At 41.2% G+C, this 13,601-nt stretch carries 12 protein-coding genes; 5 read left to right on the top strand and 7 right to left on the bottom strand.

What is annotated here, in order from left to right:
* Nucleotides 1-62 precede the first annotated feature (62 nt).
* Nucleotides 63-1,058 carry an adenosine deaminase gene (gene add / locus ACS604_RS18680; RefSeq protein WP_474772601.1) on the bottom strand — a complete coding sequence of 332 codons (996 nt, stop codon included), beginning with the start codon at nucleotides 1,056-1,058 and terminating at the stop codon, nucleotides 63-65.
* A 401-nt stretch (nucleotides 1,059-1,459) separates the two neighbouring features.
* Here add and ACS604_RS18675 point away from each other — a divergent pair, with 401 nt between their 5' ends.
* Nucleotides 1,460-2,635, top strand: a complete 1,176-nt coding sequence (locus ACS604_RS18675) for a zinc-binding dehydrogenase (RefSeq protein WP_353157855.1) — start codon at nucleotides 1,460-1,462, stop codon at nucleotides 2,633-2,635.
* 105 nt (nucleotides 2,636-2,740) lie between these two features.
* Here the strand turns inward: ACS604_RS18675 and ACS604_RS18670 are convergent, their stop codons facing one another.
* Complete coding sequence (locus tag ACS604_RS18670; protein ID WP_474772599.1) at nucleotides 2,741-3,688, bottom strand: LysR substrate-binding domain-containing protein; 948 nt, start codon at nucleotides 3,686-3,688, stop codon at nucleotides 2,741-2,743.
* Between the two features lie 246 nt (nucleotides 3,689-3,934).
* Between ACS604_RS18670 and ACS604_RS18665 the strand changes: the two genes are divergently transcribed.
* The 3 genes from ACS604_RS18665 (at nucleotide 3,935) to ACS604_RS18655 (ending at nucleotide 7,983) form a co-directional block, all read left to right on the top strand.
* Nucleotides 3,935-5,155 carry an acyl-CoA dehydrogenase gene (locus tag ACS604_RS18665; protein ID WP_474772597.1) on the top strand — a complete coding sequence of 407 codons (1,221 nt, stop codon included), beginning with the start codon at nucleotides 3,935-3,937 and terminating at the stop codon, nucleotides 5,153-5,155.
* 226 nt (nucleotides 5,156-5,381) lie between these two features.
* The gene (locus ACS604_RS18660; RefSeq protein WP_474772595.1) at nucleotides 5,382-6,704 is read left to right on the top strand and encodes an MFS transporter; all 1,323 of its coding nucleotides are present in this window, start codon (nucleotides 5,382-5,384) and stop codon (nucleotides 6,702-6,704) included.
* Between the two features lie 49 nt (nucleotides 6,705-6,753).
* Nucleotides 6,754-7,983 (top strand): CaiB/BaiF CoA transferase family protein, encoded by a 1,230-nt coding sequence (locus ACS604_RS18655; RefSeq protein ID WP_474772593.1) that lies wholly within the window; start codon nucleotides 6,754-6,756, stop codon nucleotides 7,981-7,983.
* Nucleotides 7,984-8,069: 86 nt separating this feature from the next.
* On the opposite strand, the gene ACS604_RS18650 is transcribed toward ACS604_RS18655, so the two are convergent.
* Both ACS604_RS18650 and ACS604_RS18645 read right to left on the bottom strand, forming a co-directional pair.
* Nucleotides 8,070-8,729, bottom strand: a complete 660-nt coding sequence (locus ACS604_RS18650) for a VOC family protein (RefSeq protein WP_004794414.1) — start codon at nucleotides 8,727-8,729, stop codon at nucleotides 8,070-8,072.
* 14 nt (nucleotides 8,730-8,743) lie between these two features.
* Nucleotides 8,744-9,292, bottom strand: coding sequence for a TetR/AcrR family transcriptional regulator (locus ACS604_RS18645; RefSeq protein ID WP_107881965.1), 549 nt, complete (start codon nucleotides 9,290-9,292; stop codon nucleotides 8,744-8,746).
* A 97-nt stretch (nucleotides 9,293-9,389) separates the two neighbouring features.
* Between ACS604_RS18645 and ACS604_RS18640 the strand changes: the two genes are divergently transcribed.
* A complete protein-coding gene (locus tag ACS604_RS18640; RefSeq protein ID WP_474772590.1) occupies nucleotides 9,390-9,923 on the top strand; it encodes an HPP family protein in 534 nt (177 codons plus the stop codon).
* A 77-nt stretch (nucleotides 9,924-10,000) separates the two neighbouring features.
* Here ACS604_RS18640 and tcuB read toward each other — a convergent pair whose 3' ends face one another.
* The 3 genes from tcuB to ACS604_RS18625 form a co-directional block, all read right to left on the bottom strand.
* Nucleotides 10,001-11,134 (bottom strand): tricarballylate utilization 4Fe-4S protein TcuB, encoded by a 1,134-nt coding sequence (gene tcuB, locus ACS604_RS18635; RefSeq protein WP_474772587.1) that lies wholly within the window; start codon nucleotides 11,132-11,134, stop codon nucleotides 10,001-10,003.
* Nucleotides 11,124-12,530, bottom strand: coding sequence for an FAD-dependent tricarballylate dehydrogenase TcuA (gene tcuA, locus ACS604_RS18630; RefSeq protein ID WP_174728836.1), 1,407 nt, complete (start codon nucleotides 12,528-12,530; stop codon nucleotides 11,124-11,126). The genes tcuB and tcuA overlap by 11 nt, the downstream gene beginning before the upstream one ends.
* 103 nt (nucleotides 12,531-12,633) lie before the next feature.
* A complete protein-coding gene (locus ACS604_RS18625) occupies nucleotides 12,634-13,563 on the bottom strand; it encodes a LysR family transcriptional regulator (protein WP_005302910.1) in 930 nt (309 codons plus the stop codon).
* Between the last annotated feature and the right edge of the window lie 38 nt (nucleotides 13,564-13,601).

Genomic DNA, 13,601 nt, shown 5'->3' with positions numbered 1-13,601 from the left:
TCTCTGTTCTCTGTTCTCTGTTCTCTGTTCTCTGTTCTCTGTTCTCTGTTCTCTGTTCTCTGTTATTGATATTTCTGCCTTAACTCATCTTTTTCTTGTTCTGATAAGAATGCGATTTTAAGTCCATTTTCTTGAGCTGTATAAATTTGCTCAGGGCTTAAACCAGCTAATGGGGCAGCAGTTAAATATTCATGTTGTATCTCAATGCCTTCTACCGCAGGGTCATCTGTATTAATGGTGGCAAGTACACCATGTTCTAAAAAAGTCTTTAATGGGTGTTTTGCTAGTGAGGGTACTGTATTGGTTTGAATATTTGAAGTGAGACAAGATTCAATACCAATCTCATGTTTAGCCAAGTAATCTAAAAGTTTTAAATCTTGAACTGCTTTAACACCATGCCCAATTCGCTCAGCACCTAATTCTTCAATCGCTTGCCAAATACTTTCTGGGCCGGCAGCTTCGCCTGCATGTACCGTAATATGCCAACCTGCATCACGTGCTTTTTTAAAGTGCTCAATGAATAAATTGCCCGGAAAACCAAGCTCATCTCCAGCGAGATCCAACGCTTTAATATCATTTTTATGGGTGAGTAGAGCATTTAACTCTTTTTCGCAGGCTTCTTGACCAAAAGTACGGCTCATAATCCCAATTAAATTCGCTTTTACCCCGTAAGCTTGACTGCCCTCTTTCACACCAGCAATAACTGCTTCAACAACACCTTCAAGGGGGAGTTGATGTGTCATTCCCATATAACCTGGTGAAAAACGCAGCTCTACATAGTCTAGCCCTTGCTGTGCTGCATCTTGCATATTTTCAAAAGCAATACGTTTACAGGCATCTAAACTCGCTAATACTTTTACGCCCCAATCGAGCTTGGATAAGAAACTTAATAAGTCAGGTTGGTTATCCATCACTTGTACGTGTGGTCGTAACGTTTCAATGTCGTAAGCAGGTAAATCTAAATGGTATTGTTGCCCCAAATCTAAAATGGTTTGAATGCGGATGTTGCCATCAAGATGGCGGTGTATATCTGTAAGCGGGAGCGTTTTTGTAATCATAGACTTCTTCTTATCTATTGCTATTAATTCATCATGCCTGTTTAGGACTGCTGATAAAAGTTTGGATTTGCTATGTTTTTGTGAAAAGCGTTGAATTGAGTTTTTTGAACTTACTATATTTGTATAAGTTTTAATTTTGATGACATTGTTCTGGCCTAAGAAGATAACGCAGTCTGTGTAAGATACAAACACTAAGATTTTTACTGTTTTTAATTTCGCTGAGCCTGTTTTTGTTGACTCTTCAATAGTGGATTGGCTAAAGAATGGTCATTGGTATTTTGCCTTTTAGTTGTAAAGATGAATAAAGGCTTGCTAAAGATCAAACCGATAAAGCGATTAATTTATCTGTAGAAATCTATTTCTGGCAAGTAAATGAAAAAGAAGAAATAGGAAGCGCTCAAATGAAGTCGGTACTTTGTCATCAAGCAAAATTGCAAGTCGTAGACCAACCGAAATTAACGCCTGCAAAAGGGCAGGTTTTGTTAGAAGTGGTGCGATGTGGGATCTGTGGCTCTGATTTGCATATGCAGCATCACTGCGACCACATGCATGATTTGGCTGCACGTGTCGGGTTTAATGGTTTAGCGAAGTCTACAGACCCATTTGTACTGGGTCATGAGTTTTGTGGCAAGATTTTAGACTACGGTCCAAAAACACGTCATAAATTCAAAGCCGATACGCTCGTTTGTGCAATGCCGCTTTTAAATGTAGATCAACATGGTTATTTGTCTACAGGGCTTTCTCCAAATGCTTCGGGCGGTTATGCCGAGCAAGTATTAGCTCAATCAAGCTTGATGTTTGAAGTACCCAATGGCTTAGATGCCGATAGCGCCGCCATGACGGAACCTATGGCGGTTGCATTGCATGCCGTTCGCCGTAGCCGTGTGAAAACCAGTGAGCCTGCTATTGTGATTGGCTGTGGTCCTGTTGGGCTAGGTGTCATATTAATGCTTAAAGCGGCTGGCGTTAAAACCGTAGTTGCCAGTGACTTTTCACCAAACCGCCGTAAGCTTGCCGAGCAATGCGGTGCCGATATTGTGGTAGACCCTAAAGAAACATCACCATTTGCTAACTGGAAAGAATTTGGTTTGCTTGGCAATGTATCAGATGCGATTAACATGGGCATGGGACTGTTTGATAAGTTACAAGCGACTCGCTTACCTTGGTGGCATGGATGGCGCATGATTGATAAGTTGGGCGCTTTGCCAAAACGTCCTGTTATTTTTGAGTGTGTCGGCGTACCGGGTGTTTTACAGCAAATTATTGAAGGTGCACCTTTGTTTTCCCGAATTGTTGGGGTGGGCGTCTGTATGCAAAGTGACAAAATAGAACCCGCACTTGCAATTAATAAAGAGTTAGAAATTCAGTTTGTATTGGGCTATACACCGCTTGAGTTTAGAGATGCGCTACATATGATTGCAGAAGGTAAAGTGAATTGTTCACCACTGATTACCGGTGTTGTCGGTTTAGAGGGTGTTACGAGTGCATTTGAAGCGTTACGCGACCCTGAACAGCATGCCAAAATCTTGATTGACCCGAAACGTAGTGGTGCAGACATTCAATTGATGAGTCATTAATTCAAAGCCATTTATGCTCAACTAAAAAGGTTGTGATCTGATTAATCACAATCTTTTTTTATGAGTAGAGGTCGCAATATTTGGTCTTCAAAAAAAGCCGCTGGGCTAATTTGAATTGCTCTTTAGTTGTTCTAGTTCTTGATAAATCCACTCAACAAATTTTTGAATGGTTGGGGTTATATCTTGGCTCGAATGAATGAGATAGTACTTTCGGCTGCCTTTTAATTTTTTATTGGAAACAATCACCAGTTCTTTTTTTTGTAATTCAGATTCAATCAGCATTTGCGGAATTAGAGCCATTCCCATGTCATGACTGGCGGCAACCGCAAGCATTGAAAATAACTCATGGCGTTGTCCATCAAAAGGTTTAGGGTGCTGCATTTGATGGGTGAGAAACCATTCTTGCCAAATGCTAGGCCGAGTGGTTTGTTGTAGTAGGGGAATTTTTAGCAAATCCTCGCAACTTAAATCATAGGTATTTTCATTAATCATCACTGCATCTGGGAAGTATTTCTCGATGAGTGTGGGTGAGCACACAGGTACAATTTCTTCATCCATTAAATAATGTGCTTGTATGCCGGGCCAATGGTCAATTTGCTGCTGAGTACCTGCAAAAATCGCAGCGTCAAAAATGTTGTCATTAAATAAAAAAGGTTTGGTACTGGTTTCTAAGTGAACCGTAATTTCAGGGTGTTTTTGATTTAAAAGATGGAGCTTGGGTAACAGCCAACGCGTTGCAAAGGTAGGAACGACACCTAACTTTAATGTTCCACCTAAACCTTTATGAGAAATCACGTCGGCCGTACATTTCTCTAAACCTAATAAATAGGGCTTAATACTTTTAAAATACTGCTGACCTGCAATGGTCAGCTCAACACCATGCCGAGTACGTATAAAGAGTTCAACACCCAAGAAATCTTCTAACTGCTGAATTTGGCGAGAGACTGCGCTTTGGGTAATGCATAACTCTTGCGCAGCATAGGTATAACTTAGATGTTTTGCTGCACTTTCAAAGCAAATCAGACCCTGAATGGATGGGATGCTTCTTCGCATATATAAAATCCTTTTATTTGTCGTCATATTTCAAAACGACATATGACCTAAATGCAGATATTAGAGTTTAGTATAAAAATAAGCCATTTTTAATGAAATACAACGAATTAAATATCTAAATTGAAAATGACTTATTTAAAATATGCGTAAGTCGCATATCTGCATGAACATTTATCGTTTGATTACTGCATTTTTCACGCATAACATCGAGTTAAATAAAGAAGATTAAATCAAGCAGAGGATGCGATGAATCACATGGTGACAACAAAAAAAGCAAAAGTTCAATTTAACTGGCAAGACCCATTTTTAATTGAGCAGCAGCTTACCGAAGATGAGCGCATGATTCGTGATGCGGCTCATGCCTATTGCCAAGAACGACTGCAACCCCGTGTACTTGAACAATTCCGTCATGAAAAAACAGATCCGTCTATTTTTCGTGAAATGGGAGAGCTTGGTTTACTTGGTCCAACCATTCCTGAGCAATATGGCGGCGCGGGTTTAAACTATGTGAGTTATGGTTTGGTTGCGCGTGAAATTGAATATGTCGATTCGGGCTACCGCTCTATGGCGAGCGTGCAAAGCTCATTGGTGATGGTCCCAATTAATGAATTTGGTACCGAAGAGCAAAAGCAGAAGTACTTACCTAAACTAGCTACGGGTGAATACATTGGCTGTTTCGGTTTGACTGAACCTGACCATGGCTCAGACCCGGGCAGTATGATTACCCGCGCTAAAAAAGTTGACGGTGGTTACCGTTTAACTGGCGCAAAAATGTGGATTACCAATAGCCCAATTGCCGATGTATTTGTCGTCTGGGCAAAAGAAGTTTCTTTTGAAGGTAATGTGGGTGACATTCGCGGCTTTATTTTAGAAAAAGGCTGGGAAGGTCTATCTGCACCTGCCATTCATGGCAAGGTTGGCCTACGTGCATCGATTACGGGTGAAATTGTAATGGATAACGTATTTGTACCTGAAGAGAATGCGTTCCCTGAAATTCGCGGTTTAAAAGGTCCATTTACCTGTTTGAACAGTGCCCGTTATGGTATTGCATGGGGCGCGATGGGAGCTGCTGAATTCTGTTGGCATACTGCACATCAATACACCATGGACCGTAAACAATTTGGCCGTCCGTTGGCTGCAAATCAGTTGATTCAAAAGAAACTGGCAGATATGCAAACTGAAATTGCATTAGGTTTGCAAGTAGCTTTACGTTTTGGTCGTATGAAAGATGAAGGCATTGCATCAGTTGAGGGTACATCTCTAATCAAGCGCAATAACTGTGGGAAAGCGCTTGATATTGCTCGTATGGCACGTGACATGATGGGTGGAAATGGCATTAGTGACGAATTCGGCGTAGCACGCCATTTGGTTAACCTTGAAGTCGTAAATACCTATGAAGGCACACATGATGTTCATGCTTTGATTTTAGGTCGTGCACAAACAGGCATTGCCGCATTTAGTAACTAACTCATTAATTTTTAAAAGATCAAGGTGTTCTTTCGAGAGCACCTTTAGGGATTTTTACGCAAAAATTTATGGAAAATGACAAGATTCATCGTAAGGATACTCATGTAAAGATGTGCCTCTGTGTACTTAAAACCAAATGTAAGATGATGAAAATATAGAAGATTAAGTCATACAGAAAACATAAGTAGGCTATCGATGACTCATTTGGGAAAATGAGGAACTAAAGATGAACAATGACGTTCAAGTAATATCGAAAGAGTTGAGAACTACATTTCCAAGTAACCTTGGAACATATGAAAAGATTGGACCAAATACATGGAAATGGGCGTTGTTATTTGCCTATTTTGCGATGGTGGTCGATGGCATTGATATTATGCTGCTGTCTTATAGCTTGACCAGTTTAAAGGCAGAGTTTGGTTTAAGTACCTTTCAAGCAGGTGCCTTAGGCAGTGCTTCTTTGGCTGGGATGGGTATTGGCGGTATTTTGGGTGGTTGGGCATGTGATAAATTTGGTCGTGTACGAACCATTGCCAACTCGGTAACCTTCTTTTCGGTAGCGACCTGCTTATTGGGTTTTACGCAAAGCTTCGAGCAGTTTATGGCCTTACGTTTTATTGGTGCTTTGGGAATCGGAGCACTTTATATGGCTTGTAATACTTTAATGGCTGAATATGTGCCAACCACTTACCGTACAACGGTCTTGGGCACGTTACAGACGGGTCAAACCGTAGGTTATATTGCTGCGACGTTATTAGCAGGGGCGATTATTCCAGATCATGGCTGGCGTGTTTTATTCTTCCTGACCGTAGTGCCCGCTTTTGTAAATATTTTCCTACAACGATTTGTGCCAGAGCCAAAATCTTGGCAGCTCACCAAAATTGAAAGCTTGCAAGACAACAAACAGCCTAAAGAAATAGCTGTAGCTGAAAAGCCGAAAAGTGGCAGCATCTACAAACAAATTTTTAATAACTTTAAGCACCGTAAAATGTTTTTGTTGTGGATGACCACAGCATTCTTCTTGCAGTTCGGCTATTACGGCATTAACAACTGGATGCCAAGTTATTTAGAAACAGAAGTGCACATGAACTTTAAAAATTTAACCAGTTATATGGTGGGTTCATATACCGCAATGATTCTAGGCAAAATTTTAGCGGGTTATCTTGCTGACAAATTTAACCGCCGTGCTGTCTTTGTATTTGGAACAATTGCCAGCGCCGTGTTCTTGCCAATCATTATTTTCTTCAATACTCCTGACAATATTCTGTATTTATTGATCACTTTTGGCTTCTTATATGGCATCCCATACGGTGTGAATGCGACTTATATGGCTGAAAGTTTTTCAACTGATGTGCGTGGAACAGCCATTGGCGGTGCTTATAACATTGGTCGTGTCGGGGCAGCGATTGCACCAGCTACCATTGGTTTCTTGGCATCGGGCGGTACGTTTACCATGGCCTTTATTGTGATGGGTGCTGCGTATTTTGTTGCAGGTGTATTGCCGGGCTTATTTATTAAAGATCGTCAGTACGATCCGCAAAAACAATCATAAATAGACATGAAGGTGCGTTGAGTGCCTTCTCAAAGATAAGGGTATCGTTATGGGTGCATTACAAGGGATTCGGGTTTTAGATTTAAGTCGTGTGCTTGCAGGGCCGTGGTGTGGGCAAATCTTGGCAGACCTTGGCGCGGAAGTCATTAAAATTGAACGTCCTCGAGTAGGTGATGACACCCGTATGTGGGGGCCACCATGGATGCCCGATCAAGATGGAAACATGACCCGTGAATCTGGCTATTTTCAGTGTACCAACCGCAATAAATATTCGGTTGCGGTGGACATTACTACACCAGAAGGTCAGGCGTTAATTTATGAAATTGCCAAGACTGCCGATGTGGTAATTGAAAACTATAAGACAGGGTCTCTGGCTAAATATAGTTTGGACTATGCTTCCTTAAGTGAGCTAAACCCAAATATTGTTTATTGCTCAATTACTGGTTTTGGGCAAGATGGCCCACGTGCAGAAGAACCCGGCTATGATTTCATTATTCAGGGTATGTCAGGCTTAATGAGCATTACTGGCGAGCCTGATGATGTGGCAGGTGGTGGTGCACAAAAGGTTGGCGTGGCTGTTGTAGATATTCAAACTGGATTGTATTCCACCATCGCGATTCAGGCAGCTTTGATTGCGCGCTCGCACACGGGACGTGGTCAATATATTGATATGTCACTCCTTGATGTGCAGGTCGCGGCACTGGCAAATCAGGGAATGAATTATTTAGCCTCAGGTAAAGCACCGCAGCGGATGGGCAATCAACACCCAAGTATTGTTCCGTATCAAACTTTTAAGGCAAAGGATAAAGAATTTATTATTGCTTGTGGTAACGATAAACAGTTTAAAGATTTGTGTATTGCGATTGATTATCCAGAGTTACTCGAAAATGAAAAGTTTGTGCGCAACCAAGACCGCGTAAAATATCGAGATGAACTGATTCCTTTATTGTCGAAGCACTTTTTAGAGAAAACCGCCAAAGAATGGGTCGACATGATTCATGCGCTTAAAGTACCCGTAGGTGTTATCAACTCTATTGAAGATGCCTTGGCTGAACCACAAATCGTGCATCGCAATTTGGTGGTGAATATTCCTCATCGTTTAAATGAAAACTTCCAAACCATAGGCTCACCAATCAAGCTGTCTGATACTCCAGTTGAATATCATCACGCACCGCCAGAGTTAGGTGAACATACTGCTCAAATCTTATCGAGATTTAAAACAGCAGAAGAACTCGCCGCGTTAAAGGAAAAGGGCATTATTGATGGGAAAATTGCTTAGGGCATTGTCGTTTTTAATGTGATTCAATTTAAATAAAAACTGTGATTTGCAATAAATCACAGTTTTTTTATTAGAAAATAATAGTTTTAATATTTAAAAATAAGCGGCAGCTCTGGTCTGAAATCATGAATCATTCCTTGAGACTCATGATCAAAACTAATTTCCATTAAATGTTCTGATCCATCTGTCACTTCAAAATTATCAACTGTATTGAACAGTAATGAAGTCGGGTGCTCTTCAAGGTTTGGAATAGAAACCTTAATTGTGGTGATTTCCGATAAATCTTTGCTATGCACAAGTGGTTGTTGTTTTTCTTTTGCGGCAAGGTCTGGTCGTGAAGCAAATGAAAGGAAGAACCACATCGGTTCAGATACCACAGAATCTTTGGCAACATTGACTTCTAAGCTGGTTGGTAAATAGCTTGGCTTGTACACCCAGTTAGGAAATTTTGCACTGTTATCTTCTTTATTTTTGGGGCGAAAACAAATACCAAAAGGGGATGCGATATTATTTTGAGTACTTAGTCGCTCAAAAAGCAGAGTCGGTTTGGTGAGATCACTTGAGGCTTCTTCTGGGTTATTTAAAAAGATTAACTCGATAAAGCTATTTTTAAAGAAAAAGCGTCTGTTTTCTGTACCTTGACCTGGGTGCTTGTTTGATGAACCTTCTGTTAGACCAAATTTTTTTAAAGTTTCAGCTTCAGGAGCTTCTGGTTTTACACAAATAAAAATATGGTCCACTTCCATTTTAAGTTCTCATACTAATGTTGATGAATATTAAATAATTGATTAATAGAATTTTTCATATTTATCGCAAGTGTTTCATCGAAACCATCGACTAAAAAGCGGCTAATTAATCCTTCAATCACCGTATAGATCAGCTCAGATAAAGCTTCACCATTCGGTATATTGCAGTTTTGCGCAATCAGTACTTTAATCCATTGTTTATGGGCTTTAGAAATAGAAATAATGTCTTGATCATCTTGGTTAGATTCAGCGACTGCTCTTACAAATAAACAGCCTTTAAAAAAATCTTGTCTAAACCAATTGGTGTGCCAATCCAGAATTTTATTGATGGCTTCTAACCCTGTTGCATCTCCAACATAGCCTAAAAGGCTATGCTTAAACCGTTCATCACGTGCAACGAGTACAGACTTAACCAGTTGATTTTTATTTTTATAGTACGTGTACATGGTGGTTTTAGAGCAGCCAGATTCATCGCGAATCAAGTCAACGCCAACCCCGACAAAACTATTTTCATTAAATAACTTCTCGGCTGTATCTAATATTTTTAAGGCAGATTTTGACATGTGTCTTTTCCAAAAAATAAAATAGTACAGATCTGTACTATTTGAAATTTTATCTATATGCTTTTTAAAAAGCAAATTTTTGTTTGAGGAAAAAATCATGTTCTCGATCTTTTATGGCAAAGAAAAACTGGCTCCATCGCCCAGTAAAGTTGATGTTTTAAGAAGCCTTATTGGAGGTACGCTCAGTATTTTTATACTTCTGTGGTTGAGTAAGCTCACACACAATATCTTTATCATGGCGCCGTTTGGTGCGACCTGTGTGTTGCTCTATACCGTGTCGCATTCACCTTTGGCACAGCCGAGAAATATTATATTTGGACATCTTATTTCGGCTTTTGTGGGTTTGTTTTTTCTAAAATTTGTCGGCGTTTCTATTTTTTCAATTGCTTTTTCAGTGGGCTGTGCAATTGCGCTCATGCAAGTTTTTAAATGTGTTCATCCACCTGCTGGGGCCACTCCTTTAGTTATTTTACTGACCGCGAGCAGCATACATTACCAGTGGAGTTTTCTAATTTTCCCTGTTTTGGTCGGTGCAGTGTCTTTAGTTTTGGTAGCGATGCTGATTAATAATATTAAAGCGAGTACCAAGTGGCCGATGTATGGCTTGGGAATTTTAAATAGTAAAAAGTAGGCAAGGTATGAAGTATTTTGAGCTTAAAAAAATGAAAGTATTCACTACGCCAAGATAGTGAATACTTTTGAATGAAATTATGACTTTTTAGAAATACGTTCTTCGATGGCAAATTTGAGTAAAGAAGCACTGCGGTAAAAACCATGTGCGAACTTTCCAAATGGCATGGTAATAAAGAAGGTCATGACCGTAGCTAAATGGAAAATCAGTAAAAGTGCCATGTAAGATGTATTGCGAAATGCCATAAGAGCTAAGCCTGAAGCACTGACTAAAATTAAAAGGAAAATAAAGCCTCGATCTACAGGTTTTTGCTCGCGGTCACCATGTAATGGATGGCGTTTAAGATTTAAATAGAGCAAGCCAGATGGTCCAACTACTAAGCCCAACCCACCCAACGTACCCAAAATCACAGGCAAGCTAAAGATAGGGTACGGCGCATGCAGGTTAAGGAAATAGTGATATAAAGTCGCTACACCTGTGGCAGCAAAGCAGAGCATAAAGCCATAAAACGTCAGGTGATGGAACACGCGGCGGATTTGTGTATAACGGTCATCTTGCTCATTACAGCCTTTACCATGTCCACCATCTAAATATTTAAGCGTTAACACATTTTGAGAGGCTTGAATAAGGTCTGGTTTCTCAACTTTGCCGTGAATAACTTTAGACGTCTGTCGCCAAAATTTACTAATTCCAATACCGAGCAAAACAACTGCAATTGTAAAGGTCGCTCCAAAAAGTAGAGCCAAAAAGTTATGCGGGAAAATCGCATAGAAATTACCTTGATAGCCTGCAAACAGGTCGGTGCCTTTGTACCAGACCACAGCTAACATGCATAAAAAGAAAATAGCTGATAACGCCGAAACAAAAGGAATCCCGACAGACTTATAAAGTCGGCCTAAAGGCTGCGGGGTCGCAAACTCTTGGTAAGTTTCCAAACGTACTTGCGCCATCGCTTTTGGAATGTTTACACCAAACTCGTGCGGCGGGGCATATTGGCAAGCGTGTAGACAAGCACCACAGTTATGGCACAGATTTGCGAGGTAATGAATATCGGCTTGATTAAACTCAAGACGCTTGGTCATGGCCGCAAATACAGCACAAAACGACTCACAGTAACGACAAGCATTACAAATCTGTAGGGCTCTTTGAACTTCCTGCTCATGGTCGGAGAGCTGAACAACTGGAATTAGGGCTTTGGTACTAGCATTCATGTTCAACTCCTTGTGAAAGTGCATAGTGGGCTGCATTTTTTCCGGCAATGCGTCCAAACGTCGTGCCAATCGACATACCAACGCCTGCGGTATAACCCTGACCGAGTACGTTACCTGCCATCATTTCACCTGCCACAAACAGGTTGCGGCTGGCTTTATTGTTAAAACGTACCGCAGCATCGTCTTCGACCTTTAAGCCTAAATAGGTAAAGGTAATGCCGGGTTTAAGCGCATAGGCATAGAAGGGTGGTTTATCAAGCGGAACGGCCCAATGGGTTTTGTTGGGAACAATATTTTGGGTGGTGCAGTCATCTAAAACGGTATGGTTAAAGGTGCCTTGTACACAGGCTTGGTTAAATTCTTCTACAGTGTGACAGAAGGTTTTTGCATCTAGCCCAATTTTTTCGGCCAGTTCTTGAATGCTATTTGCTTTTACACCCGCAAACACAGGTGGCATAAAGCGCCCAATGGCTTTTAAGTCGATAATCGAATAGGCAATTTGCTGCGGTTGTTTGGCAACAAGGCGGCCCCAAATCGCATAACGTTTTGGCCAGAAGTCTTCGCCTTCATCGTAAAAACGTTCGGCTTTGTTATTGACCACAATACCCAATGAAACGCAGTCAATACGGGTGCAGATGCCGCCGTCGTATAACGGTGCTCTTGCATCTACTGCGACGCAATGCGATTGTGATGGATCACCAATAATATCGGCGCCTTGATCTATCATAAATTTGAGTAAGTTGCCCTGATTAAAGCGGGTTCCACGAATAATGAAATTATCGGCAGGCCATTCGCCGTTTTCGTTTTGTCCCCATGCTTCTCTTAACCATTCTAAATTTGACTCAAAACCACCTGCGGCCAATACACAGCTTTTTGCTTTAAACACACGACCATCTTCCGCAATTGCAGCTTCAAAATGTCCTTGGTTTAACTTTAGATCTTTAATTTTTGTGTTGTATAAAATCTCAATGCCAAGTTCTTGGGCACTACGGTAGTAGGCATTAATGAGGGCTTTACCGCCACCCATAAAAAAGGCATTGGTACGTGCAACATGCAAAGCACCTGAGAGCGGTGGTTGAAAATTCACGCCATGTTTACGCATCCAATCACGACAGGTCGCCGTGCTACGAATGACGAGACGAGCTAAGTGCTCATTGGTTTTGCCCGCAGTGACTTTAAGTAGGTCTTGCCAATATTCTTCTTCAGGGTAGGCATCGACCAATACATCTTGAGGTGCATCATGCATGCAACGGAGGTTACGAGTGTGTTGTGAGTTACCACCACGCCATTCTTTAGGTGCTGCTTCTATGACAAGCACAGACGCGCCACTTTCTTTTGCCGTGAGCGCGGCACACAGTGCGGCATTCCCACCACCAATTACAATCACATCATGCATGGATTTCTCCCTTTCTCAGCTAGGGCTAATGTAGCTTTAAAAGGGAAGGTGAAGTGAGAGGCTAAGCTTGAATGGGTGTTTAGTAAAAATAAACACTAAACGCTTAAGTGTTTATGAGTTTCGCACCGGGCCAACGTTTTTCATTAATCAGGTTGGTCACACAAGCACGAATCACCACTTTCGTAGCTAAAGTAGCAGGCGAGAGCTCTTCTTCAGACAGACTAATTAAATAGTTAATGCGTTCAATAGCAGGTTCTACAACGCGCAGTAAACATAGGTCTTGCCGTGAGTTTAACGATGCACCCGCAGGTTGAATGGTTGCCATTTCGAGCTGGCTAATGCTTTCCATTAACAAATGCAGCCCATCAATTTCATAGGCCACTTTAAGCTGATGAATTTTCTGTTCAAGCAACAAGCGCAGTCCATGTCGTTGACTCGGTAAAATCAGCGGAAGTTCTTTAAGCTGTGAATGAGTAATGGTTTGAGTGTCGATACAGCTTTCAAGATGGTACTGACTCAGCACTTCTTTAGGCGAGATTAAAAACATCTGTTCTTTGACTAAAGGCTGTATGGCCCACTGTGGGTCGACATCATCACTAAAGATGATCGCGACATCGAGCTGCCTTGCATTAACTAAGGCCTTCAGGTCACCCGATAGGCCTTCAATTAAACGGACTTTAATGTCGGGATAACGGTTTCTCATGAGTTTTAAAAAGTGCGTGCCTATAACCGACGCGACACTTGGCGAAAAACCGACGGTGACATGACCACTTAAACGTGAAGAGTGTGCAGAATCTACAGCATGGTCTAAGTGCCTAAGTGCCAGTTGAACTTGTTGAAAAAATGCTAAACCCGCAGGGGTGGGAACCGTACCCAAAGCAGTACGTTGTAAAAGGCGAATAGAAAGCTCGCTTTCTAATTTTGAGATTTGCTGACTTAATGCAGAAGTTCCAATATCGAGATTTTTTGCAGCTTTACCCAAGCTTCCTGACTCGATCACTGCAATAAAATACTTTAATTGTTTGAGTTCCACGGCAAATACTACATTGACCTTTATTGGTTATTCTACAC

This window comes from Acinetobacter sp. Li1LvA2, assembly GCF_056156705.1.
The sequence above is the reverse complement of the archived record's forward strand: the minus strand, read 5'-3'. Positions and strand labels throughout refer to the sequence as shown.